This is a genomic window from Megasphaera sp. ASD88 (genome assembly GCF_002287425.1).
In the GTDB taxonomy this organism is placed as follows: domain Bacteria; phylum Bacillota; class Negativicutes; order Veillonellales; family Megasphaeraceae; genus Megasphaera; species Megasphaera stantonii.
Window position 1 is genome coordinate 52,821 of record NZ_NQXW01000004.1, and the last position, 21,687, is coordinate 74,507.

At 54.1% G+C, this 21,687-nt stretch carries 28 protein-coding genes and 1 riboswitch; of the genes, 15 read left to right on the forward strand and 13 right to left on the reverse strand.

Annotation, left to right across the window (positions count from 1 at the left end):
* The first annotated feature begins 87 nt into the window (after positions 1–87).
* The 6 genes from CJ260_RS04115 (at position 88) to CJ260_RS04140 (ending at position 4,446) form a co-directional block, all read left to right on the forward strand.
* A complete protein-coding gene (locus CJ260_RS04115; RefSeq protein ID WP_095629278.1) occupies positions 88–519 on the forward strand; it encodes a YbjN domain-containing protein in 432 nt (143 codons plus the stop codon).
* Positions 520–1,152: 633 nt separating this feature from the next.
* Complete coding sequence (locus CJ260_RS04120) at positions 1,153–1,830, forward strand: hypothetical protein (protein WP_095629279.1); 678 nt, start codon at positions 1,153–1,155, stop codon at positions 1,828–1,830.
* 29 nt (positions 1,831–1,859) lie between these two features.
* Positions 1,860–2,069 (forward strand): 4Fe-4S binding protein, encoded by a 210-nt coding sequence (locus CJ260_RS04125; RefSeq protein ID WP_087477304.1) that lies wholly within the window; start codon positions 1,860–1,862, stop codon positions 2,067–2,069.
* 23 nt (positions 2,070–2,092) lie between these two features.
* On the forward strand, positions 2,093–3,160 hold the full coding sequence (locus CJ260_RS04130) for a 3-methyl-2-oxobutanoate dehydrogenase subunit VorB (RefSeq protein WP_087477305.1): 1,068 nt from the start codon (positions 2,093–2,095) through the stop codon (positions 3,158–3,160).
* A gap of 1 nt (position 3,161) precedes the next feature.
* The gene (locus CJ260_RS04135) at positions 3,162–3,905 is read left to right on the forward strand and encodes a thiamine pyrophosphate-dependent enzyme (RefSeq protein ID WP_087477306.1); all 744 of its coding nucleotides are present in this window, start codon (positions 3,162–3,164) and stop codon (positions 3,903–3,905) included.
* Position 3,906: 1 nt separating this feature from the next.
* Entirely contained in the window at positions 3,907–4,446 is a 540-nt protein-coding gene (locus tag CJ260_RS04140) for a 2-oxoacid:acceptor oxidoreductase family protein (protein ID WP_087477307.1), read from the forward strand.
* Between the two features lie 285 nt (positions 4,447–4,731).
* Here CJ260_RS04140 and CJ260_RS04145 read toward each other — a convergent pair whose 3' ends face one another.
* The 4 genes from CJ260_RS04145 to CJ260_RS04160 all read right to left on the reverse strand — a co-directional run bounded on the left by CJ260_RS04145 (position 4,732) and on the right by CJ260_RS04160 (position 9,270).
* A complete protein-coding gene (locus CJ260_RS04145; protein WP_233127890.1) occupies positions 4,732–5,697 on the reverse strand; it encodes an Rpn family recombination-promoting nuclease/putative transposase in 966 nt (321 codons plus the stop codon).
* Between the two features lie 178 nt (positions 5,698–5,875).
* Positions 5,876–8,062: a PTS transporter subunit IIABC gene (locus CJ260_RS04150; protein ID WP_095629281.1), complete on the reverse strand. Its 2,187-nt coding sequence runs from the start codon at positions 8,060–8,062 to the stop codon at positions 5,876–5,878.
* Positions 8,063–8,285: 223 nt separating this feature from the next.
* A complete protein-coding gene (locus CJ260_RS04155; protein ID WP_087477310.1) occupies positions 8,286–8,699 on the reverse strand; it encodes a flavodoxin in 414 nt (137 codons plus the stop codon).
* Positions 8,700–8,712: 13 nt separating this feature from the next.
* Entirely contained in the window at positions 8,713–9,270 is a 558-nt protein-coding gene (locus CJ260_RS04160) for a DUF3793 family protein (protein WP_095629282.1), read from the reverse strand.
* A 180-nt stretch (positions 9,271–9,450) separates the two neighbouring features.
* Between CJ260_RS04160 and CJ260_RS04165 the strand changes: the two genes are divergently transcribed.
* The 5 genes from CJ260_RS04165 to CJ260_RS04185 all read left to right on the forward strand — a co-directional run bounded on the left by CJ260_RS04165 (position 9,451) and on the right by CJ260_RS04185 (position 13,335).
* Positions 9,451–9,858, forward strand: a complete 408-nt coding sequence (locus tag CJ260_RS04165) for a PaaI family thioesterase (RefSeq protein WP_095629283.1) — start codon at positions 9,451–9,453, stop codon at positions 9,856–9,858.
* 22 nt (positions 9,859–9,880) lie between these two features.
* Complete coding sequence (locus CJ260_RS04170; protein ID WP_095629284.1) at positions 9,881–11,263, forward strand: PLP-dependent aminotransferase family protein; 1,383 nt, start codon at positions 9,881–9,883, stop codon at positions 11,261–11,263.
* 93 nt (positions 11,264–11,356) lie between these two features.
* Positions 11,357–12,133: a PhzF family phenazine biosynthesis protein gene (locus CJ260_RS04175; protein ID WP_233127891.1), complete on the forward strand. Its 777-nt coding sequence runs from the start codon at positions 11,357–11,359 to the stop codon at positions 12,131–12,133.
* A gap of 200 nt (positions 12,134–12,333) precedes the next feature.
* Positions 12,334–12,978, forward strand: coding sequence for a lactate utilization protein (locus CJ260_RS04180; RefSeq protein WP_095629286.1), 645 nt, complete (start codon positions 12,334–12,336; stop codon positions 12,976–12,978).
* A gap of 21 nt (positions 12,979–12,999) precedes the next feature.
* Positions 13,000–13,335: a cupin domain-containing protein gene (locus CJ260_RS04185; protein ID WP_095629287.1), complete on the forward strand. Its 336-nt coding sequence runs from the start codon at positions 13,000–13,002 to the stop codon at positions 13,333–13,335.
* A gap of 68 nt (positions 13,336–13,403) precedes the next feature.
* Here CJ260_RS04185 and CJ260_RS04190 read toward each other — a convergent pair whose 3' ends face one another.
* Together CJ260_RS04190 and trxA are read right to left on the reverse strand one after the other, a co-directional pair.
* Positions 13,404–13,658 (reverse strand): TIGR03905 family TSCPD domain-containing protein, encoded by a 255-nt coding sequence (locus CJ260_RS04190; RefSeq protein WP_095629288.1) that lies wholly within the window; start codon positions 13,656–13,658, stop codon positions 13,404–13,406.
* 13 nt (positions 13,659–13,671) lie between these two features.
* A complete protein-coding gene (gene trxA / locus CJ260_RS04195; RefSeq protein ID WP_095629289.1) occupies positions 13,672–13,983 on the reverse strand; it encodes a thioredoxin in 312 nt (103 codons plus the stop codon).
* A gap of 146 nt (positions 13,984–14,129) precedes the next feature.
* Here trxA and CJ260_RS04200 point away from each other — a divergent pair, with 146 nt between their 5' ends.
* Positions 14,130–14,597: a SoxR reducing system RseC family protein gene (locus CJ260_RS04200; RefSeq protein WP_095629290.1), complete on the forward strand. Its 468-nt coding sequence runs from the start codon at positions 14,130–14,132 to the stop codon at positions 14,595–14,597.
* 87 nt (positions 14,598–14,684) lie between these two features.
* Here the strand turns inward: CJ260_RS04200 and CJ260_RS04205 are convergent, their stop codons facing one another.
* From CJ260_RS04205 to CJ260_RS04235, 7 genes are all read right to left on the reverse strand, one after another.
* The gene (locus CJ260_RS04205) at positions 14,685–15,161 is read right to left on the reverse strand and encodes a GNAT family N-acetyltransferase (RefSeq protein ID WP_095629291.1); all 477 of its coding nucleotides are present in this window, start codon (positions 15,159–15,161) and stop codon (positions 14,685–14,687) included.
* 15 nt (positions 15,162–15,176) lie between these two features.
* Positions 15,177–15,710, reverse strand: a complete 534-nt coding sequence (locus tag CJ260_RS04210) for a flavodoxin family protein (RefSeq protein ID WP_095629292.1) — start codon at positions 15,708–15,710, stop codon at positions 15,177–15,179.
* Between the two features lie 137 nt (positions 15,711–15,847).
* Complete coding sequence (locus tag CJ260_RS04215; protein ID WP_095629293.1) at positions 15,848–16,666, reverse strand: MetQ/NlpA family ABC transporter substrate-binding protein; 819 nt, start codon at positions 16,664–16,666, stop codon at positions 15,848–15,850.
* 130 nt (positions 16,667–16,796) lie between these two features.
* A riboswitch (SAM riboswitch) is annotated at positions 16,797–16,895 on the reverse strand.
* A 148-nt stretch (positions 16,896–17,043) separates the two neighbouring features.
* A complete protein-coding gene (rbr, locus tag CJ260_RS04220) occupies positions 17,044–17,580 on the reverse strand; it encodes a rubrerythrin (RefSeq protein WP_087477904.1) in 537 nt (178 codons plus the stop codon).
* Between the two features lie 145 nt (positions 17,581–17,725).
* Complete coding sequence (locus CJ260_RS04225) at positions 17,726–18,238, reverse strand: hypothetical protein (protein ID WP_095629294.1); 513 nt, start codon at positions 18,236–18,238, stop codon at positions 17,726–17,728.
* On the reverse strand, positions 18,238–19,011 hold the full coding sequence (locus tag CJ260_RS04230) for an HAAS domain-containing protein (protein WP_095629295.1): 774 nt from the start codon (positions 19,009–19,011) through the stop codon (positions 18,238–18,240). The genes CJ260_RS04225 and CJ260_RS04230 overlap by 1 nt, the downstream gene beginning before the upstream one ends.
* Positions 19,012–19,017: 6 nt before the next feature.
* The gene (locus tag CJ260_RS04235) at positions 19,018–19,302 is read right to left on the reverse strand and encodes a hypothetical protein (protein ID WP_087477907.1); all 285 of its coding nucleotides are present in this window, start codon (positions 19,300–19,302) and stop codon (positions 19,018–19,020) included.
* A 187-nt stretch (positions 19,303–19,489) separates the two neighbouring features.
* Here CJ260_RS04235 and CJ260_RS04240 point away from each other — a divergent pair, with 187 nt between their 5' ends.
* The 3 genes from CJ260_RS04240 to hisG all read left to right on the forward strand — a co-directional run bounded on the left by CJ260_RS04240 (position 19,490) and on the right by hisG (position 21,686).
* Positions 19,490–19,696, forward strand: coding sequence for a DUF951 domain-containing protein (locus CJ260_RS04240; protein ID WP_087477908.1), 207 nt, complete (start codon positions 19,490–19,492; stop codon positions 19,694–19,696).
* A gap of 135 nt (positions 19,697–19,831) precedes the next feature.
* Positions 19,832–21,049, forward strand: a complete 1,218-nt coding sequence (locus CJ260_RS04245) for an ATP phosphoribosyltransferase regulatory subunit (protein ID WP_087477909.1) — start codon at positions 19,832–19,834, stop codon at positions 21,047–21,049.
* A 1-nt stretch (position 21,050) separates the two neighbouring features.
* Positions 21,051–21,686: an ATP phosphoribosyltransferase gene (hisG, locus tag CJ260_RS04250; RefSeq protein ID WP_095629296.1), complete on the forward strand. Its 636-nt coding sequence runs from the start codon at positions 21,051–21,053 to the stop codon at positions 21,684–21,686.
* Position 21,687 lies beyond the last annotated feature (1 nt).

The following is a 21,687-nucleotide window of genomic DNA, read 5'->3' on the forward strand; positions in this document are numbered from 1 at the left end:
GGAAAGGCAGTTTGTATGAACTATATGGCGGCAGGGGCCCTGCATGACAGGGCTCCCAGCTGCTGTAAGAGAAAGGATGGGATTCCCATGAATAAAAAAGCAGAATTATTTCAAGACTATTTAAAAGAAAAACAAATCGCGGCCTTTACGGTCGACGAAATCCAGGACGATGCGCTGAACACCGTCGTCTTCCGCTCCCACATCGACGTCGGCGGCAACCAGCTTCCGACGCTGGTCATTCTGGACAGCAGCATTTACTGCATGATCCGCCTTCTCGTCGCGCCGAAAGCCCTGCGCGATGACAATAAGGAAGCCGTGCTGGAGCTCATGAACGGCTACAATAAGAAGTACAAGTCCTTTAAATACTACGCCGACGACGAAGGCAACCTCGTCATGGACACGTGCGTATTGTTCAAGGACGGAGAAGCCGACGGAGACATGATTTACACCATGTTCAACGTCATCATCAACCACTTGAACGAATCGTACAAAGACACGATGAAGGCCATTTGGCAGTAAAAGCGAATGGTGCAGTGCATAAAAAAACGGGCCTGCTTCGCGCAATCGCGCGGGCAAGCCCGTTTTGCTGTTATGATATTAAGCAACTAGCCTCGGCGTGGCGTTGGCCGTAAACAACGCAAGAGCCCCTTCAAGATGGCACTCTTGAAGGGGCTCGTTGTGTTTTGCATACTTTTCAGTCTACACGCTGAGTATACCAAGTTTTCGGCATATAGTCAATGCTGAAATTTTTTCTTATTATGCTATGTATATAATCGATTTTTTTGTTTTTCTAATACCCTTGGAATGTTACATGATCACTTACATAATATTTCTCTATCAAGATTTACTTCCAGAGGATTTTATTCTCACTTAGATAATGGAATTACCTGAGATAGGCTATGTTTTCGATGCAATAAGTGAAATATAGCTAGATTCAATTCGCATAAGATGAACGTTTTACTTGAATCTATCTTGCGAAAGTCTTCGATTTAAGGTATAATATAAATACCAAATGGTCATGATACAATGTACACTTAAAGCAAATGTACAACAATATTTAAGAATGAGAAAACCAATTCTTTTAACATGACAGAATAAGGGAACGGATTCAAGGATTTTTATGGATTCCCCAATAAATGAGGAGTTTGCACCATGGATAATTGGATAGATGCCGCTCGGCTTACGGTCATCGTAGGGCACTTTGGCAGCGGCAAAACGGAATTTGCCGTAAATATGGCAATGGCCTTGGCTGATAAGGGGCATCCCTTTGCCTTGGCTGATTTAGATGTCGTAGACCCGTATTTTCGCTCGCGCGAATGCCGGGATATGATAGAAGAACGAGGCGGCCGGCTCATAGCCAGCTCGCAGATGCATGTAGATGCTGACTTGCCGTCTATGCCGCCCGATGTATTTGCCTTGTTTGATAATCCTGAGTTATATGGGATTTTAGATATTGGCGGCGACCCGTCGGGAGCCAGAGTGCTGGCCCGCTATCGTCATGATCTTCAGCGATGCGGAGCTCGCGTGCTGTGTGTCGTCAATGCCAATCGGCCCTTATCGGATACGGCAGAAAAAGCCGAACGATATGTACGGGCGATTGAACAGTCGTCGGGCTTGAAAATCGATGGCCTGATCAACAATACGCACTGCTGCCAGCTGACAGATGTTGAAGACGTCGTTGCCGGCGCGAAGATGGCCCAGGAAGTATCGGTATTAACCGGAATCCCCGTAGTCTGCCACGCTGTCCCCCTACATTTGGCAGATCGGGTTTCGGATTTAGTATATCCTGTATTCCCTATGCAGTTGTACATGAAGAAACCTTGGGAATGACACCCGCAAAGAAAGGAGACGTAACACCTATGGCAATGCATTTGACTTTCAGAAAAGAGCGTTGTAAAGGATGCGGATTGTGCATCACCGTATGTCCCAAACAGATTCTGGCCTTAGAAGACGGCACGAATATTAAGGGCTACCGGCCGGCACACTGCACGGATGAATCGCTCTGCATCGGCTGCGCAAGCTGCGCAAGAATTTGCCCGGATTCGATCATTACTATTGAAAAGGACTAACAAAGAGGAGTGTGAACTGTTCCATGAAAAGAGAAATTTGGAAGGGCAGTGAAGCTATAGCTGAAGCCGCAATTCGCGCAGGCTGTCGCGGTTTCTTCGGATATCCCATTACCCCGCAGAATGAAATCCCTGAATATATGTCGCTGAGAATGCCTCAGGTTGGCGGCGTGTTCGTACAAGCTGAATCGGAAGTAGCGGCTATTAACATGGTATACGGCGCAGCCGGTTCCGGCGTTCGCGCTATGACGTCCTCGTCGTCTCCGGGCGTCAGCCTGAAACAGGAAGGCATCAGCTACGCCGCAGGCGCACAGCTGCCGGCGGTTATCGTCAACGTCATGCGCGGCGGCCCGGGCCTCGGCTCCATCCAGCCGTCCCAGGCAGACTATTTCCAGGCGACCCGCGGCGGCGGCAACGGCGACTATCGTACGCCGGTCCTGGCTCCGGCCAACCTGCAGGAAGCCGTTGACCTCGTACAGGAAGCCTTCGATATTGCCGATCAGTACCGCACGCCTGTCGTCGTCCTGGCAGACGGCCTCATCGGCCAGATGATGGAACCGATCGTATGGAAAGAACATAAACAACGTCCCCTGCCGCCGAAGGATTGGGCTTCGAGCGGACGCGGCGATCGTGACCACAACAACTTCATCAACTCCCTGCTTATCGACGCTCCGTCGTGCGAAAAACACAACGAAGAGCTGCTGAAGATCTACGCGGAAATCGAAAAGAACGAAGTACGCTGGGAAGAAATCATGCTGGAAGACGCAGAGCTGGTCTTCACGGCCTATGGCACGCCGGCCCGTATTGCCATTACCGTTGCGGAAAACCTGCGTAAGAAAGGCATCAAAGCCGGCGTATTCCGCCCGATTACGCTGTGGCCGTTCCCGTATGCCCGCCTGAGAGAAATTGCAGAACAGGCATCGGTTAAGGTATTCCTGGACGTAGAAATGAGCGCCGGCCAGATGGTCGAAGACGTCAAGCTTGCCGTCGGCGACCGGAAACCGATCGATTTCTATGGCCGGTTGGGCGGCATGATCCCGACCGTTTCGGAAATCGAAGCCAAGGCAGAAGCAGTCATGGGGGAGGTAAAATAATATGAAGACTATATATGCAAAGTCCAAAGGCTTGCAGGATACCGAATTACATTACTGCCCCGGCTGCAGCCACGGTATCGTGCATAAATTAATTGCGGAAACGCTGGAAGAAATGGATGCGATCAAGACGGCTATCGGCGTATGCCCCGTAGGCTGCTCCGTATTCGCCGGCAACTACTTTGCCTGCGATATGCTGGAAGCCGCTCACGGCCGTGCGCCTGCCGTAGCGACGGGCGTAAAACGCACCCATCCGAACGTCCCCGTCTTCACCTATCAGGGCGACGGCGACCTGGCATCCATCGGCGCGGCAGAAATCGTACACGCTGCCATGCGCGGTGAAAAATTCACGACGATCTTTATCAACAACGCAATCTACGGCATGACGGGCGGCCAGATGGCTCCGACGACCCTGATTGGCCAGCGCGCTACGACGGCTCCCTTGGGCCGTACGGTAGAACAGGCGGGCAAACCGATGCGCGTAGCAGAAATGCTGTCGACGTTGGACGGTCTCGTCTATGCGGAACGCGTCTGCGTTGTCGACATTCCGCACTTGATGAAAGCGAAAAAGGCCATTAAGAAAGCCTTTGAACGTCAGATGAACGGCGACGGATTTACCTTTATCGAAGTATTAGCCGCCTGCCCGACCAACTGGGGTATGGATATTCATGAAGCAAACAAGTGGCTCATGGAAAACATGGCTACGTACTATCCTCTTGGCGTAATTAAAGATGCGGAGGTGCAATAATATGAAACACGAAGTCATCCTCTCCGGTTTTGGCGGCCAGGGCGTCATGTCCATCGGTAAAAACCTGGTAGAAGCAGGGGTAGAAGAAGATCTGCAGGTTTCCTGGGTGCCCTCGTATGGCCCGGAAATGCGCGGCGGCACGGCGAACTGTACGGTAATATTGAGCGACGAACGGATCGGTTCACCGCTGGTAGAATATCCGTCGGAAGTCGTAGTCATGAACCGCGCGGCCTTGGCGAAATTCGGCCCGCACGTACAAAAAGGCGGCATTATGTTCATCAACAGCAGCATTGTGCCGGACAAGGTAGACCGTGACGACGTCAAGGTATACTATGTACCGTGCGACGACATTGCCCGCGAACTGGGCAATCCCAAGGTCAGCAACATGGTTATGCTCGGCGCATACGTAGCGGCTACGAAGGTGCTGAAAGTAGAAACCATCGAAAACATGATTCATGAAATGTTCACGGGCAAGAAAGCAAAGCTCGTTCCGCTGAACATGGAAGCCTTGAAACGCGGCATCGCCTGCGTAGAAGGATAAAGGACGCTCGATTATAATTACATAGCGGAAAACCTTTTTGCGGGTTTCTAATAACAGGAAAATCCCGGTACTGTTTGCATAGCAGCACCGGGATTTTCTTTTTTCTGATTAATGAGAGATATACCTGTTGAGAAGTTTGATTGTCGGTTTGATCTTTATCATCGGCATCACTATTATTGAAAGGATTTGTCGATACGGTTACGGCCATCAGCCAGTTTGATCCTATTTGGGAATGAAAAAACAGGGCAGCGGCTGTGCGTCGCTGTCCTGTTTTGCTGCGGGATGTTATTCTTTGATTTGCCGCGCTTGCGATTGGGCGATGGCTGCGATTTCTTCAGCCGGAATGCCTGTAATTTGGGAAATGGTTTCATAGGGAAAGCCTGTTTGGAGCATAGACAGGACGATGCGCCGTCGTTCTTGATCCTGCCCTTCTTTCAGACCTTTTTCTCGTCCTTCTTTTCGTCCTTCTTCCAGACCTTTTTGCCGTCCCTCTTCCAAACCCTTTTTCCGTCCTTCTTCCAAGCCTTCTTCGCGGCCCTTTTCGATGTTGTACATCATGGAAATGTAGTCGCGCCGCGCTTTTTCTTGAATTTCGTATTTACGGCGCAGCTTTTCATCCTGAGTAAAATGCATTTCGCAGTTCATCGCTTCTTTGATGGCCGGTTCACTCATGGCTAACACCTCCCGTTGTTCGTCGCTGCATTGATGAGAAAAGTAAGCGATCCATTGTTCAGACTTGCGCAATTTTCGAATGTCTCCGATGCGTATTTTTTCCAGCTCGATAAAATGCATTTCCAAATCGCCGATGAGGATGTCGTGGGTTTCATCGTTGCGTACGTGGTAGGAGTGATGACACGTCGTATACTGCTCAAAGGCGTTGAAGTCCATCAAGTTGATGGAAATGGCCGGCATCAGGCTGCGGTAGGGCGCGCCTTTATGAAGTGCGCCGCTGTACATTCTTGCCCAGTAGTATAAGGAACGGCGGGCCATATCGGGGTCTTTGCAGACCTGCACTTCGATATTGACCTGAGAGCCGTCGTTCATTCGGGCCCGTATGTCGAGGACAGACACCTTGCCGGCTTCGGTGATGGGCGTCATTTCTTTATCCAGAAACTCTAAATCGGTAAACAGGTCGTTTCCCGTTCGGTTTAAGATGCCGTTGATAAAGCTCAGGGTCAGCGATTTTTTCTTCTCATCGCCGAGGAGATATTTGAAAAATACGTCGTTGAGTCTGTTGAGTTCTCGCGTCATGGGAACCTCCTTAAACATATTGTATCACGGTTTTTTTATTCCATATAGAGGCGCGGCCTTTCTCATATAGCATAAAAATCTATAGGCGGACCGGTAAAAAAAAAGCCCCGCGGTGTCCTGGCGGGGCAGGATATTTCGCGGGGCTAGGAAAGCCGAAGGGAGTGCTTACGGTCGCGTATCAAAACCAAACGGCTTTGTCTAAGGCTTTGACTTGGCCGGTCGTCACGGTATGGACTTCGGGAATGGCGTCCATGTCGGTGAAGATGCACAGGCAGGCGTCAGACGGGGCGTTCTGCTTGATGAATTCGTCGTCGAATTCCATGAGCTTGTCGCCTTGCTTGACTTCCTGTCCGTCTTCCACGAAGACCGTAAAGCCCTGGCCGTTTAATTTGACCGTATCGATGCCGATGTGGAGAAGGTATTCGACTCCGTCGGCTGTGGTCATGCCGATGGCGTGCTTCGTGTCGAAGACGAAGGTGACTTCGCCGTCGGCCGGAGCATAGACCGTGTTTTCCGTCGGATAGACGAAGAATCCGTCGCCGGTCATCTTGCCGGCAAAGGCTTCGTCAGGAGCGTCGGTAATGGGATGCAGCTCACCTGTAAAGGGCGAGTTGAAGTACGTTTTTTCAGCCGGATCTTCTGGATTTGCCGGAGCAGCTTCGGAAGGTTCCGGAGCCGCAGCTGTCGCCTGTGGTTCCGGCGCCTGCATAGGTGCTTCTTCTTTCGCCTCGACATCCGGCGCTGTTTCAAGATACGTTTCCAGATTGGCTTTGATGACGGCGACCTGCGGGCCGTATACGACCTGTACGCCCGTCCCCTTTTTGATGACGCCGACGGCTCCTGTCGCTTTCAGGAGGGCGTCGTTGACGAGGGATGAATCGGCGACGGAGCAGCGGAGCCGCGTAGCGCAGCAGTCTACGGCGGTGATATTTTTCTTGCTGCCCAGGGCGCGGGCGATGGTCTGGCTCAGGGCGTCGACGACGGGAGCTCCGTCGGAGTCGCCGCCTTTAGCCGCCGCTTTGCGGGCATTGACGTCGGCCTTGGTGAACAGCTTCGTTTCCGTGTCGTCGTCTTCGCGGCCCGGCGTCTTAAAGTCGAATTTCTTGATGAGGAAGGTGAAGATGAAATAGTACAGGAAGAAGTAGACGACGCCTACGGGGATGATGTACATCCAGTTCGTCTTATCTTCGCCTTGGAGAATCCCGAAGATAAACAGATCGAGGAGGCCGCCGGAGAAGGTCAGGCCTACGGCGATGTTCAGCATGTGGGCGATCATGTAGGCTGCGCCGGCCAGGATGACCTGCACGTAAAACAGCAGGGGCGCAACGAAGAGGAAGGAAAATTCAATAGGTTCCGTAATCCCCGTGAGCATAGATGTCAGGGCTGCTGACAGCAGGAGGCCGCCGGCTACCTTTTTCTTTTCCGGCTTTGCCGTGCGGTACATCGCCAGGGCCGCGCCGGGAAGGCCGAAGATCATGAATATGAATTCGCCGGAGAAATACCGCGTCGCGTCGGCGCTGAAATGGGTGACATTCGGCGACGCCAGCTGGGCGAAGAAGATATTCTGGCCGCCCTGGACGAGGTTGCCGTCAATCATCATAGAACCGCCGACGCCGGTTTGCCAGAAGGGCAGATAGAAGACGTGGTGCAGGCCGAAGGGAATGAGGGCCCGCTTGATGATGCCGAAAATCAGGGTGCCGATATAGCCCGTGCCGGTGACGAGGCCGCCGAGGGCGAAGATGCCGTTTTGTACGACTGGCCATACGAAGCACATGGCGATGCCGACGAACATGTAGACGACGGTGGAAACAATCGGGATGAAGCGGGAGCCGCCGAAGAAGGACAAGGCGTTGGGCAGGACGATTTTATGATAGCGGTTGTGGAGCCAGGCGACGCCCAGGCCGACGATGATGCCGCCGAATACGCCTTCCTGCAGGGACAAGATGCCGCAGACGTCGGCAATCGTACCTTCGAGAACACCGTCGGCAACAGAGCCGTCCGGCAGGATTTGTCCTGACAATTTCAATACGGCGTTCGTAGAGGCGTGCATGACAAAGAAGGAAATCATAGCCGCTAAGGCTGCGACTTCCTTTTCTTGCTTCGCCATGCCGATGGCGACGCCGACGGCAAAGATGATCGGCAGGTTGCCGAAGATGACGTTGCCGGCGCTGCTCATGACGGTGAGCAGCGAGTGCAGGAGCGTGCCGTCGCCGAGGGCGCCTTCCAGGCCGTAGGTCTGAATGGTCGTCGCGTTCGTGAAGGACGCGCCGATGCCGAGGAGCAGACCGGCAATAGGCAGGATGGCGACTGGCAGCATGAAGCTTCGGCCGATGGCCTGCAGCACGCTGAAAACTTGGTCTTTCATACGGATTCCTCCTTGGAATAGGGATATAAAAAATGACAGAAATATCTACGCGGCCGTGCGGCTGCGAGGATGACAATATCGTGTTTATTGTATCATATTCCATGAAACCTTTTCTATATGCTGAAGATATTTCGGCACGAGAAAACAGCAGCGACTCTGCGGGAATCGCTGCTGTTTTCTTTTTATATGTTAGAGAGGTATGAATGAACTTGAAAAGAGATGGTTATGCCTGCGCGGCGGCCTGGCCCAGCGCGGCGCATTCTTCGGCGTTGTCCGGCGTTTCATTGACGATGGCCGTGCCGATGACGACAGCGCCGGCGTCTTCCGTGCGCTGCTTCCACACGTCCATCCATTCGCCCGTGCCCCAGCCGTAAGAGCCGAACAGGCCTACTTTTTTACCCTTTAATTTTGGCAGAAGCTCTGCGAAGAACGGCTCGACGATCGTTTCTTCCAGCACTTCCGCGCCCATAGCCGGGCAGCCCAGCAAAATAACGTCCTTCGATGCAACGGCATCTACACTTGTATCTTCGAAACGAACCGATTCTACATCGGCGCCGGCAGCTTTGACGGCTGCTTCGATTTCCTGCGCCATGGCTTCTGTGTTGCCAGTGCCGCTCCAATATACGATTTCTACCATTATAAATTCCTCCTTATGCTACGATGAGTGATTCTAACGTTGTCCCAACGGCAAATCTGTTTATGTAGTCTTCCCGGCAGCAGCTGAACATTCGGAATATACGGGACGCTTTGTCGGCATCGCCGTAGACCTTCCAGTCGCCGCAGATTTTGGCGTGGTTCCCCTTGTGGGTAATGAAGCCGCATACATCTTCTAAGGGATATCCGAGAAAAATCCCGGACTCATGGGGAAAACAACCGCCTTCGCGGAACCGGTCGGCTAGGTGGTCCAGCATGTGCTCCAGGACATCGCCGGCGGCGTAGCCGTACTGCGTTAAAAAGGCCATGACGGCCTGATTCTGCACGTAGGACGCGACCATTGCCGGTCTGTATACATATAACAGGGTGCGTTTGGGACAGGCGTACAATATGCGGAAGTGAAGACCTTTTTGGTTATACATATGATTGTATTTATCAATTAATTTTTCGTAATCTGTTCGAGATTCCAAGCGGGGGAGGCAGAGAAGCGAGCCCATCTTTAATCCCGCTAAGGTAGGCGAACAGTGATTGACTAATATAGCATCGATATTCATGTGCATCCTCCGTTTCGTCGTTTGATGGCTATATCATACCAATAATGAAAGTAAATGTCAATATATAAATGATATAATTTTTCAATATTAAATAATGTCGACGATGGCTGATAGCTATCTGCGCTGCGAGAGTATATAATAAAGTAAAGCGCAGCGCCTGCGCTGGAAGGAGGAATTTGAATGACACAGGAAACGACGGCCGTCGACACGAGCTGGTGCTTCGGCTGCGGAAAAGAGAATCCCATCGGGTTAAAATTAGATATGAAAGAGATCGACGGCGTGTGGACAGCCTACTTTACGCCGAAGAAAGAGCACGAAAGCTACGGCGACCGCATGCACGGCGGGCTGACGAGCACCTTGCTGGACGAAGTCATGGGCGACTGCGTGTTCCGCAAGGCCGGCAGGCCTGCCTATACGGCAAAGCTGGAAATCCGCTTCCGCAGCGCCGTGCGCATCGGCGAAACGGTCAAGGTAGAGGGATGGATTACGTCGCGCCGGGGCCGGCTGGTCACGGCAGAAGGGCGCGTCGTCCACGAAGACGGCTCTGTCGCCGCCGAAAGCTCGGCGAAGATGATGCTGGCGAAATAAGCGCGTCAGAAAGGAGCCGCCTATGCCTGTCAATTCTTTTGAAACCTATCCCATGTCCTGGAAGCCGGCATGGAGTAAGGAACGGCCCCTGTACCAGTCGCTGGCGCGGCGTTTGGAAGAGGACATCCGTTCCGGCGCGCTGCTGCCGGGGACGAAGCTGCCGCCGCAGCGGGAGCTGGCCGATTTTTTGGACATCAACGTTAGCACCGTATCGCAGGCCTTCCGCATCTGCTCGGATAAAGGCCTGCTGACCAGCGTGACCGGCAGCGGGACTTTTGTGGCCTACGATGCTGTGACGAATTTGTCCCTTGCCCCCGACGGGATGGAGCCCTTGATCGAGCTGGCCTCGATGATGCCGGAGACGATCGCCGTCGACGGCGTCGTCGCGTCGCTGCAATCCATGCTGGCGGAGGAGAAGGCGCCGTCGTTCTTTCAATACGGCTGCGGCAGCGCGGCGTGGCGCAGACTGGCCGCCTTGGACTTGCTGCGTCGTGCCGGTGCGGTGGGAGAGCACGGGGCTGTCACGGCGGCGAACGGCGGGCAAAACGCCATTGTCGCTTCCCTTCTAGCCCTGTGCCGTCCCGGCGACCGGCTGGGCGTAGACCCTCTCGTGTATTCCGGACTCAAGCAGGCCGCCAGGCTGTTGGGCGTGCGGCTGGTTCCCGTCACGCAGGAACAGGGCGAAATGAGCGCCGACGGCGTTCGCTATGCCGTGCAGAATCACCAGATCAAGGGGCTGTACGTCGTGCCGGATTTTCAAAATCCGACGGCTCACGTCATGAGCGAACAAGGCCGCCGCACGATAGCCCAGATTGCCGAAGACGAAGGGCTGTTTATCATCGAAGACGGCGTAGCCCGGCTCATGGCCGCCGATCCGCTGCCGACGATTCAGTCCTTGGCTCCGGAGAGAACCTTTTTTATCCTCAGCCTGTCGAAGGTACTGTTGCCGACGCTGCGCATGGCCTATATCCTCTGCCCTCCGGCCTATGCCGGCGCGCTGCAGGACATCGTGCAGAGCCTGCACCTATCGCAGTCGGAACTGCTGGCGGAGCTGACAGCTCGCCTTCTCGTGTCCGGCGCGGCGGAGGCGCTGATTGCGGCCCGTCGGGAAGGGGCTGCCCGGAGAAACGCCATTGCCGAGGAAATCCTACAGGGATATACGCTGTTAGGAAGTTCGGAGTGTCTGAGCCGCTGGCTGGTCCTGCCGGAAGGACTGACGGGGACGCAGGCGGAAGCCGGGGCGAGACGGCGCGGCGTAGCCGTATATGGCGACGCCCACTTTGCCGTCGGGCCTGCGAGCCGGCAGCACGGCCTGCGCCTGGCTGTGACCGCTCCGGCTGATGACGATGAATTGGCCGAGGGGCTGCGGCGTTTGAAAGCCATGCTGGACGGTTGGCGCCCGTAATTGTATGCTATACAATTTTCTCATTGTATGGAAATTTCTCCTATGCTATGATGAATCTGTAAAGACAGTACAGAGAATGCAAAGGAGGGCTATATGATGAAATGTTACGTTGTCGACGCCTTTACGAAAGAGGTGTTTAAGGGAAATCCGGCGGCAGTCTGTGTCCTCGATTCGTGGATAGCAGACGACCTCATGCAGCGCATCGCCATGGAAAACAATCTGTCCGAAACGGCTTTTACCGTGAAAGAAGGGGACGCTTACCGCTTGCGTTGGTTTACGTCGGGCGGCGAAATCGACTTGTGCGGCCATGCCACACTGGCGACGGCTTACGTGCTGGCTCATTTCGTAGCGCCGGAAGAACAGGTATTCCGCTTTCAGACGATGAGCGGCGAATTGGTCGTCTCGCGGGACGGCGAACGGCTGTCCATGGACTTTCCGGCCTACGAGATGAAGGAAATCCCCGTGACGGACGCTATGGCGGCGGTCATCGGCGCGCGGCCCACAGCGGCGTACATGGGGAGGGACTTGGTCTGCGTCTTGCCGGCGGAAGACGACGTGCGGCAGGCGAAGCCCGACATGGAAGGGATGAAATCCTTAGACGGCCTGCTGCTGCACATTACGGCCCAAGGGATGGACTACGACTGCGTGAGCCGCAGCTTCGCGCCGAAGCTCAACGTCGCCGAAGACCCGGTCTGCGGCTCCGGCCACTGCCACATCGTGCCTATCTGGGCAGAACGTTTGGGCAAGCAAGACATCAAGGCCTACCAGGCGTCGAAACGGGGCGGTGAGCTGTACTGCAAACTCGACGGCAGCCGCGTGACCTTGGCAGAATACGCCTGCCTGTATTCCATCGCGGAGCTGAATGTGTAACACTGTGATATATAGAAACACCGCTGCAATTGAAAACATATATGTTTTCAATTGCAGCGGCGTTTTTTTACAGCATATTCCATATTTTAAGATTTTTACTGTATGTAAGAAAACTGTATATTGTATATGATTTTTTTATATGCTATGATGAAAGCAGTGCATAAGATGGAGCGAAATAGGAAATGTCAGGAGGGATAGACATGGACAGAACGGATATGATGCACGTCATGTATGACAAGAAAGGGCCGGCCGTAGCTAAGCGCTTTGCCGCCCGGGGCTTCGAGGCCGTGTATTGCCCGACGAAGGAAGCGGCCCTGCAGACGGCCTTGTCCTATATTCCGGCGGACCACGTCGTGTCGTGGGGCGGCTCGGCGTCCATCGACGATATTGGACTGCGGCCCTACGTGCTGGAGCATTACGCCGTCATCGACAGGGATAGGGCCAAGACGCCGGAAGAACGGGTGGAACTCATGCGCCGGGCCTTGCTGTGCGACACCTTTCTCATGGGGACGAATGCCGCCGTAGAGGACGGCCAGCTCATCAACATCGACGGCAACGGCAACCGCGTCGCCGCCTTATCCTACGGGCCGAAGCAGGTCCTTGTCATCGTCGGCATGAACAAGGTCTGTCCGACTGTCGAGTCGGCTATGGCCAGAGCCCGCTCGACGGCGGCGCCTATTAACATCAACCGCTTTGCCGGCTCGGACACACCGTGCTATAAGACGGGTATGTGCGCCCACTGCGCGACGACGAACAGCGTCTGCGCCCAGCTGCTGCGCACGCGCGTCTGCCGCCCTGCCGGCCGCATCAAGGTTATCCTGGTCGGCGAAAATTTAGGATATTAATCGTATAGGGGGAATTGCACTATGGAAATGAAATTATTTGACAACTGGAAGGATATGCCGACGATTCATCTGGACCTCATGGACCGCAAGATTTTTACAGGCAAGAACGTCATGCTCGTGCGCAACGAAGTACATCCGAAGACGACGATGCCGGCCCACAGCCATCGGCACGAACAGCTGCTGTACGTAGAGTCGGGAGCCTGCGACGTCATTACAGACGGCCAGGTGCAGCACTTGGAAGCCGGCGGCGTAGCCTGGTTTCCGTCAAATGCAGAACACAGCGTCGTCAATACGGAAGACGTGCCTCTCGTCGTCTTCGATATTTTCACGCCGATCCGTGAAGATTTCCTGAAATAAGAACACCATATAAAAAGACGGTACTGCTGGAACTTGCGGTACCGTCTTTGCGTTTGTTATAAGAGGAATCAGTTTTGTTCCGTCTCCAGAGCCTGCTTCAGGGCTTTGGCGAATTGGTCGGGACAGGACGTGGGCTTGCCGCCGCACTGAATGCCTTCGAGGCGCTGGATTACCTCGGCTGCATCCATGCCTTCGACGAGTCGGCTGATGCCCTGCAAATTGCCGGGACAGCCGCCGATAAAGCGGACGTTTTTGACGACGCCGCCGTCCAGATCAAAAAAGATTTGCTGGGAGCATACTCCCGCAGGGGTATAGCTGTACATGACCGGGGCCTCCTTATTTCTTCACTAATGCCAGGATGCTTTCCTTGGGATGGACGCCGACGAGGCGGCCTATTTCTGCGCCGTCCTTAAAGGCGACGAGGGTCGGGATGAGCTCGATTTGAAACTGCGACGCCAGCTCCCGCTGTTCGTCTACGTTTACCTTGCCGACTTTAATCTGGGGCTGTTCTTCGGCGATTTCATCGACGACGGGCGAAAGCATTTGGCACGGCCCGCACCAGGCGGCCCAGAAATCGACGAGGACGACGCCCTGGGCTGCGAGGATTTCCTGCTGAAAATTCGCTGCTGTAATCGTAGTAACTGCCATATATATCACTCCTTGGGATAGATTTTTCAAAGACATCTATAGTATACCAAAAAAGGATGGATTTGACAAATATATATCTGTTCAGGCCGGTAAAAGTAAGATATAATAAGGGCAGTTACACTTGATATTCAGATAAGGAGATACGTATGAGAACTGGAACGGGAGTTGTCGATACCGTATTTGACAACGGCATGGTCAAGCTGCGGACGAACCGCAACAATTTGTATACGCCGTGCAGCGGCATGATTTGCAAAAACAACGCCCTGATCGACGCGAAGAACCCTGTTGGAGCGATCAAAGGGCAGTATGTACGATTTAATATTCCCGACGGGAAGATGGGCGTCGGCGGAGCGATGTGCTTCGGCATGCCCCTCCTGATGGTCCTCATCTGGGGCGCTTTCGGCTACGTAAACGGCGAAACCCTCGGCTGGGCCAAGGAACTGTCGGCCTTCGCCGGCATGATTTTCGGCGGCATCGTCGGCGCCGTGCTGCTCAAGCGCTACGAGAAAAAGGTCCGCGAAGCCAACACGATGGCGGAAATTACGGAAATCATCGTAGAACAGACCATTGAAATGGACGATTGGCCGGGAAAATCACAGCAAAATAATTCATAATAGGACTGCCAGGCGTGGGACCGGCATTCGGAGGGCCGGTTCATGGCTTGTGGCTGAAACCGCAGCTTGTGGATGCTTTCTTGTATATTACGAGGAGCATCCATTTTGCATTTCCTGGCTGCATCGGGCAAAGGCTGCTCTCGTGATCCATACGGGCGTGACCGTGCCTTTGTAGAAGGGGACGGGCTCTCCTGCGACGGTTCCGCCCATTTTGCCGACGATGGCGACGGTCGTGTCGCGGGCTTCCATAAAAATGGAATCGATTCCTTGGGCGAAGAGTTCTGCAAAGGTAAAGGCTGCCAGCTTCGTGCCGATGTGCCGGCCCCGCAGGGCCTTCGTCACGATGAACCGGCCCCAATGGAGCTGACCGCCTTCATGCCAGGCGGCAGCCGTGCCGACGATGACGCCGTCCAGCTCGGCGACCCAGCACTGGGGCTCCATGGCTAGAAAGGCTTCAACGGCGTCCCGGGGGATAAGCTGCTCGCCGTGAAAGACGGCGGTCTGCAGGGCCATGACGGCTTCCATATCCTCGGTCCGGGCTTTTCTGTATCGTAATGATTCCATCAGTATCCTCCTGCTCTATACGTGAAGGCCGGCCTGGTAGGCTGCTTCCATGACCGGCAGGGTGCGGACGGCTCCGGCTTCCATGACGTTGGACGCGTACAGGCGGCCTTTGATTTCATACTGCTCGAAGTGCTCGACAAATCCGTCCAGGTCGCCGAGGGAGCGGGCGATGATGTCTTCGCCTAAGCCGGCGGAGACGATGTAGTATACTTCCTTGCGGCCGAGGTGCTGCCAAATGGGATAGGTACGGTCGATACAGGCCTTCATCTGGGCGCTGACGCCGTAAAAATAGACGGGTGTCGCCAGTACGACGACGTCAGCCTGCTGGAAGGCGCAGAGGATATTTTCCATGTCGTCCTTCTGGATGCAGGCTCCGCCGCTGCGCATGCAGGCGTCACAGGCCCGGCAGAAGCCGATGCGTTTTTCCGCCAGGGGGATAAAGCGTACGCTGTGGCCCGCCTCTTCGGCTCCTTGCTGAAATTGGCGGCACAAGAGGTTCGTGTTTCCGTTTTTTCTGGGGCTGCCCGATAGGATTACGATGTGTTTCATCAGCTGTCATCTCCTTAACGCGTAGTTTCCTTTTACTATTTCATTATACTATATTATTTCCTGCAGCGTATAAGCGTATAACTAAAAACGGCATAGCCGCGAGGGGCCATGCCGTGGTGGCTCGATGTCCGTTTCTCTTAGAATGCCGGGAGAATCGTGCCTTGGAAGTGTTCGTTGATGAATTTTTTAATCGGTTCAGACTGGTAGATAGCCAGGACTTTTTTATACGTTTCGTTATTGGCTTCATCTTCGCGGACGACCATGACGTTAGCGTACGGCGAATCCTTGTCTTCTACGAGGAGGGAATCCTTCTGCGGGTTTAAGCCGGCCGGGATGGCGTAGTTCGTGTTGACGCAGGCCAAGTCCGTATCGTCGAGGGAACGGGGAATCTGGGCGGCGTCGAGCTCGATGAATTCGAGGTGCTTCGGATTGTTTACGACATCCGGTACGGAGGCGTCGACGGAGGTGCCGTTTTTAAGGGTGATGAGGCCGACTTGCTGCAGGAGCAGGAGGGCGCGGCCGCCGTTGGTCGGGTCGTTCGGAATGGTAACCTTAGCGCCGTCGGCGACTTCGCTGATGTTTTTATATTTGTGGGAATATACGGCCATGGGCAGGATAATGGTCTTGCCGATAGAGGTCAGCTTCATGCCCTGGTTTTTGACGACGTTGTCGAGGTAGGGCTGATGCTGCATGGAGTTCATATCCAAATCGCCTTCGGCCAAGGCTTTGTTGGGCTGTACAAAATCGTTGAATTCGACGACCTTGATGGTCAGGCCTTGTTTTTCTGCTTCTTTAGCTACTTGTTCCATGACTTCCGCATGGGGGCCGGCCGTTACGCCGATGGCGATTTCCTTTTTGTCGGCCGAGCCGCTGTCGGAGCTGCCGCAGCCGGCGGCAAATACGCAGGTCGCGGCGATGAGGGCCGCAGCAAGGAGTTTTTTGATAGAAGAGTTCATGGGTTGTTCATCCTTTCTGATACTGAATCAATCACATGGCAAGAGGCAGGACGGCCTGCCATAGGATGGGCCGGCGACGATACGGGTAAAAAGAAAAGCCGTCGACAGATGACGGCTTTGGTTACGTATGTGTTCATCTGTCGGATGTATCCGCTGGACTTGGCACCTATCCCATTTGGGGGTTGCCGCAGCGTCATAGGGCCATTCCCTCGGCTGCTCTTGATGAAATCAATATATGATTGTTGATAAGAATCATACCATCTCTTGTGCCGAATGTCAATATTTTGGCGGCAAAAATTTTCCGACGACAAAAGACGGAGGCAGGATTCCTGCCTCCGCTTTCGGATGTGTGATGGTGTCTCGTTATATATGGTGGTTTAGTAGTTATCGTTTTTCAATTCAAAGAAAGCTTGCGGATGAGCGCAGACCGGGCATACTTCCGGAGCTTCTTCGCCTTCGACGATGAATCCGCAGTTGCGGCATACCCATGTTTTCGTCGCCGGTTTCTTGAAGACCGTGCCGTTTTCGATGTTGGCCAGGAGGGCCAGGTAGCGTTCTTCATGGTGTTTTTCGATTTCCGCTACTTTTTCAAACAGGTAGGCGATGTGTTCGAAGCCTTCTTCTCTGGCTTCTTTGGCGAAGGTCGGGTACATTTCCGTCCATTCGTAATGTTCGCCGGCGGCTGCGTCTTTCAGCGCGTCGATGTCGTTCGGCATGCCGTCGTTGAGCAGTTTGAACCAGATTTTAGCGTGTTCTTTTTCGTTGTTGGCTGTTTCTTCAAAGAAGGCTTTGATCTGTTCGTAGCCGGCTTTTTTCGCTACGCTTGCATAATAGGTGTATTTATTTCTTGCTTGGGATTCGCCGGCAAATGCTGCCATTAAGTTTTTTTCAGTTTTGCTTCCTTTTAATTCCATATCGATACCTCCATAATTTCATACGTAAACTCGCAGCCTGTGCTGCCTCTTGTCAGGTCTCTTTCCTGACCTCTGAGTACATTATACTCTATTTGCAAAATAAAATCAATGGATAATAATTATTTTTTAATAAAATATGAAAAAATTATTCTTTCACTGTGTCCGACTCAGAGCGCCGCGGCTCTTTGGCATCGTCAGTGTGTTTCGATTCCGTGTCTTTACTACTGTCACGGGAAGCAGAACGCTTCGGCTCTGAAATGGCCTGTTCGGCGTCTTCGGCCTTAGAGGAAAGCCTGCTTTCGGCTTCCTTTTTTAGGGCGTCGATGTCGGCGTGGGATGAGGAGAACGTTTCGAGCGTGTCGTTCAGCGTGTCGGACAAGGTGCTATGCGTATCCTTTGCCGTGTCGGTCAGGTCGCCGTACTTTTCCTTGAGATGGGTTTCCAGCTCGCTGACTTGGCCGGGATACATCGTTTTCAGCCGTTCGAAGAGCTCGGCCTTCGAGGCGTTTCCCCGCTTGACCGCTTCTTCGAAGGCCTTGTATTCCTGATAATAGGCAAGCCAACGCTGGAGGCGGGCGTAGTCGTTGCTCAGAAACGACTGAACGCTGAGAAAGGAAAAGACCAGCGTCAGGACGAGGCATATGACGACTTTTCCCATTATCCGTCCCTCCTTTGGGGGTTTCTGGCATTGCGGGCCGTGCGGTGGCAGGCCTGGCTGGCGTACGACGCAGTCAGGGCCGCGAACAGCAAGGCCAGGACGGCGAAGGCCATCGTCGAGACGGACAGCGTCGGCAGGGGCAGCAAATCCGAGAAGATATACGGCGGCAGGCTGTATACGGCGATGGAGGCGAGGAGCGCCAAGGCGAAAGCGAAGAATAGTATGGTGCTGACGATATTGAACAAGGCCCCGAATATGTCTAAAAAGGGGCTGGCAATGGCCTTTGCCGCCTGGGGGATGGCCGCCTTGTCATTCCACTGCAGCTCGTCTTCATCGGCTGTCCGTTTTGTAGGCCCTTTCGCCTTAGGACGCTGGGGCCCTTCGGCGTAGGCATCGTAGTTTCGGGGCGGCTCAGGCTGCGGCATGGGGTAGTAGGCTTTCCGGATTTTGGGGCGGCGGCGATGGGCCGGGTCTTTTTCCCAATCGTAGAATTGGGAAGGCTTGGCAGGAGCAGCCTCGGGCGCCTCCTGCGCCGGCGCGTCGGCGGAGCCGGTCATGCTGAGATTGTCTTCCGGCACGATGGGCTTGCCGATATAGTAGCGGTATATGTTTTTAGGATGGCCCAGTTTGGCGCATACTTCTTCTTCCGTCAGGCCCTTTTTCGCGCCCAGGCGGAACTGTTCTTCGCAGTCTTCCAAGATCCCTTTCAAATCGGTCTTGTCGCTGCGGCGGAAGTAATACTTCAAGAGGTCCATGAATTCCGTCTTTCTCATGGTTTTTTACCTTTCCGTGCGGCGCTGCTTCAGGGCCGCTTCGTACTGCTGGTGGTATTTGGCGCCGTACTGCCAGGCGGCGATGGAAATGGCCATGACGGCGATGATGATAACGAAGCGCAGGGGCGTCGGTAAGTGGGATAAGAAGGAAATAGCCGCCAACGGTTCGGCTTCCAGGGCGATACAAACGGCGACCCAGATCAACAGGGCCAGGGTCATGAGCGTGCAGACGCCGCCGAGAGTATAGAGAAGCAAATACGTATAGCGCAGTTTTTGTAAGTTCGGTGTCAAGTCGGTGCCTCCTTGCAGAAAATAAAAAAGATAGGGGCTCGATAGGCCGGCTATTATCCAATATACTACCACAGGGAGGGAGAAAAGGGAATAGAAGGGCTGCCGGGCCTCTTTTTCTCTATCCTTTTCGGGCGTTACCCTATATACTATATATACTATCGTTTTTTATCAGAAAAGGAGAATGTATATGGCAAATTTTATTCGGTATCATATCGGCGACGTCGTGCAGATGAAAAAGCCCCATCCCTGCGGCTCAAACGAATGGGAGGTCATGCGTATCGGCGTCGATTTCGTCATCCGCTGCTGCGGCTGCGGCCATCGGGTCATGATTCCCCGGCCGAAGTTTGAAAAGGCCGTGAAGAAAATTTTAAAACAAGCCGAAGAAGACGTGTAAAAAAAGTAAAATTTTTAAGAAAAGGTATTTTTATTTCGCCTCCAGTGTGTTACAATTTATGTCAGCCATTACTTTATCGATTTACCTTGATAAAGTAATAAAGCAAAATAGACAGACGTAAAAGGAGGTCATGCGATGAAACCGAATACGCTTGATGGGGTGAAAATGCTTCATCATGACGAAATGCGCAATTATGACCGAATTCAGGGAAAGATTATTTCCGTAATCATGAACCACGGCTGCAAGATCGTCGAGACGCCGAGCTTTGAAGATTACGACGTATATCAGCATTTTTTTCCGCACCTGCGCCGGCAGATGGTAAAGACCGTCGATACGGACGGACGGGTCCTCGTCCTGCGTCCCGACGTGACGCTGCCCCTCGTAGAGTCGGCGGCCCGGGAGTTTCCCCGGCCGAACCAGCTGCTGAAGTTCGGTTACGTGAGCACCGTCTTTCGGGAATATTTCGGCCGCAGCACCTACGGCAAGGATTTCCTGCAGGGCGGCATTGAAATCCTCGGCGATCCGAGCCCCGAGTGCGACGGCGAGGTCATCGTCATGGCTGCGGAAATCCTAAAGGCCGTCGGCGTCGAAAACATCCGCATTGACATCGGCACCGCAGCGTATACGCAGGCCTTGTTCGACGCCCTGCCCTTGCAGGAAGCGGAGAAGGACCGGCTGCGGGCTTATCTGGCCGACCGCAATCTCGTCGCCCTGCGCCGCTATCTGAGCGGTTTGTCCCTGCCGGGAAATGCCCGCTGCGCCCTGGAAGCGCTGCCGGTCCTGTTCGGACCGTACGCCCAGACCCTGGGCAAGGCGAAGGACTATTGCCTGAACAGCGGCATGCTCAACGCCCTGGCGCGGCTGGAAAAAATCTACGATTATATTTTATACGCCGGCTTTGCCGACAAGGTGCAGCTCGACTTCGGCTTTGCCAGCCGGCTGGGCTATTATACGGACATGGTGTTCAAGGTATACGTCGACGGCGCGCTGTACGACGTCATCGACGGCGGCCGCTACGATACGCTGTCGGCCCAGTTCGGCATCGACCGGCCGGCCTGCGGCTTCGGCATGAACATCAACTTATTGTACGAATTCATGAACGACGCCGGCCTGCTGGCGCAAACAGAGCCGTCGTTCCAGCTGGCCGTTTCCTACGCGGCGTCGGATCAGGTCATGGTCCGCGATTTGATGCGCTGGCGCAGCCAGGGGTTCCGCGTGGCGGCCTATCCCGAGTCATCCTTTATCGACAGCCGCGATTACAGCATTCACGCCGTATACCGCGGCGGCTCGTATTACAAGGACGGCCGGGCCGTGACGGCGGCAGACCTGGAAGACGCGATGAGGGGGCTTTAAGATGGCAATTCACATTGCCCTGGCTAAGGGGCGCATACACAAGGCGGTCATGGCCTATTTGCAGGAAAGCGGCTATGCCTTTCCGACCTATACCGCCGACAGCCGCAAGCTGATTTTTGAAGACAGTACGGGAACGCTCAAGGTGACCCTCGTCAAATCGCCGGACGTAGCCGTCTACGTCGAACGGGGAGCGGCTGACGTGGGCATCGTCGGCGAAGACGTCCTGCTGGAAGAAGCGCCGGGAGCCGGCGTGTACGAAATTTTCGATTTGGGCATCGGCCGCTGCCGCATGGCCGTCGCGGCCATTGCCGGCAAGCCCGTGGATATGACGAAGCGCATTACCGTCGGCACGAAGTATCCCCGCATCGCCCGCCGCCATTTCGAGCAGAATCACCGCAGCGTCGATATTATCAAGCTGAACGGGTCCGTCGAGCTGGCGCCTATCGTGGGGCTGGCCGACGTCATCGTCGATATCGTCGAGACGGGAAATACGCTGAAAGCCAACGGCCTGGAGGTCGTCGAGTATTTCATGGATTTCAGCGCCCGCATGATCTGCAATCCCGTGTCGTTTAAGATGAAATATGAAGACATACGGCGTCTCGTCGACGTCGTCAAAGAGAAGAATTTGGAAGCATAAG

Excerpts from the sequence above, each read along its gene's own strand:
- CJ260_RS04115 (WP_095629278.1), top strand. The coding sequence starts at position 88 with ATGAATAAAAAAGCAGAATTATTTCAAGACTATTTAAAAGAAAAACAA.
- CJ260_RS04120 (WP_095629279.1), top strand. The coding sequence starts at position 1,153 with ATGGATAATTGGATAGATGCCGCTCGGCTTACGGTCATCGTAGGGCAC.
- CJ260_RS04125 (WP_087477304.1), top strand. The coding sequence starts at position 1,860 with ATGGCAATGCATTTGACTTTCAGAAAAGAGCGTTGTAAAGGATGCGGA.
- CJ260_RS04130 (WP_087477305.1), top strand. The coding sequence starts at position 2,093 with ATGAAAAGAGAAATTTGGAAGGGCAGTGAAGCTATAGCTGAAGCCGCA.
- CJ260_RS04135 (WP_087477306.1), top strand. The coding sequence starts at position 3,162 with ATGAAGACTATATATGCAAAGTCCAAAGGCTTGCAGGATACCGAATTA.
- CJ260_RS04140 (WP_087477307.1), top strand. The coding sequence starts at position 3,907 with ATGAAACACGAAGTCATCCTCTCCGGTTTTGGCGGCCAGGGCGTCATG.
- CJ260_RS04145 (WP_233127890.1), bottom strand. The coding sequence starts at position 5,697 with ATGACGCGAGAACTCAACAGACTCAACGACGTATTTTTCAAATATCTC.
- CJ260_RS04150 (WP_095629281.1), bottom strand. The coding sequence starts at position 8,062 with ATGAAAGACCAAGTTTTCAGCGTGCTGCAGGCCATCGGCCGAAGCTTC.
- CJ260_RS04155 (WP_087477310.1), bottom strand. The coding sequence starts at position 8,699 with ATGGTAGAAATCGTATATTGGAGCGGCACTGGCAACACAGAAGCCATG.
- CJ260_RS04160 (WP_095629282.1), bottom strand. The coding sequence starts at position 9,270 with ATGAATATCGATGCTATATTAGTCAATCACTGTTCGCCTACCTTAGCG.
- CJ260_RS04165 (WP_095629283.1), top strand. The coding sequence starts at position 9,451 with ATGACACAGGAAACGACGGCCGTCGACACGAGCTGGTGCTTCGGCTGC.
- CJ260_RS04170 (WP_095629284.1), top strand. The coding sequence starts at position 9,881 with ATGCCTGTCAATTCTTTTGAAACCTATCCCATGTCCTGGAAGCCGGCA.
- CJ260_RS04175 (WP_233127891.1), top strand. The coding sequence starts at position 11,357 with ATGATGAAATGTTACGTTGTCGACGCCTTTACGAAAGAGGTGTTTAAG.
- CJ260_RS04180 (WP_095629286.1), top strand. The coding sequence starts at position 12,334 with ATGGACAGAACGGATATGATGCACGTCATGTATGACAAGAAAGGGCCG.
- CJ260_RS04185 (WP_095629287.1), top strand. The coding sequence starts at position 13,000 with ATGGAAATGAAATTATTTGACAACTGGAAGGATATGCCGACGATTCAT.
- CJ260_RS04190 (WP_095629288.1), bottom strand. The coding sequence starts at position 13,658 with ATGTACAGCTATACCCCTGCGGGAGTATGCTCCCAGCAAATCTTTTTT.
- trxA (WP_095629289.1), bottom strand. The coding sequence starts at position 13,983 with ATGGCAGTTACTACGATTACAGCAGCGAATTTTCAGCAGGAAATCCTC.
- CJ260_RS04200 (WP_095629290.1), top strand. The coding sequence starts at position 14,130 with ATGAGAACTGGAACGGGAGTTGTCGATACCGTATTTGACAACGGCATG.
- CJ260_RS04205 (WP_095629291.1), bottom strand. The coding sequence starts at position 15,161 with ATGGAATCATTACGATACAGAAAAGCCCGGACCGAGGATATGGAAGCC.
- CJ260_RS04210 (WP_095629292.1), bottom strand. The coding sequence starts at position 15,710 with ATGAAACACATCGTAATCCTATCGGGCAGCCCCAGAAAAAACGGAAAC.
- CJ260_RS04215 (WP_095629293.1), bottom strand. The coding sequence starts at position 16,666 with ATGAACTCTTCTATCAAAAAACTCCTTGCTGCGGCCCTCATCGCCGCG.
- rbr (WP_087477904.1), bottom strand. The coding sequence starts at position 17,580 with ATGGAATTAAAAGGAAGCAAAACTGAAAAAAACTTAATGGCAGCATTT.
- CJ260_RS04225 (WP_095629294.1), bottom strand. The coding sequence starts at position 18,238 with ATGGGAAAAGTCGTCATATGCCTCGTCCTGACGCTGGTCTTTTCCTTT.
- CJ260_RS04230 (WP_095629295.1), bottom strand. The coding sequence starts at position 19,011 with ATGAGAAAGACGGAATTCATGGACCTCTTGAAGTATTACTTCCGCCGC.
- CJ260_RS04240 (WP_087477908.1), top strand. The coding sequence starts at position 19,490 with ATGGCAAATTTTATTCGGTATCATATCGGCGACGTCGTGCAGATGAAA.
- CJ260_RS04245 (WP_087477909.1), top strand. The coding sequence starts at position 19,832 with ATGAAACCGAATACGCTTGATGGGGTGAAAATGCTTCATCATGACGAA.
- hisG (WP_095629296.1), top strand. The coding sequence starts at position 21,051 with ATGGCAATTCACATTGCCCTGGCTAAGGGGCGCATACACAAGGCGGTC.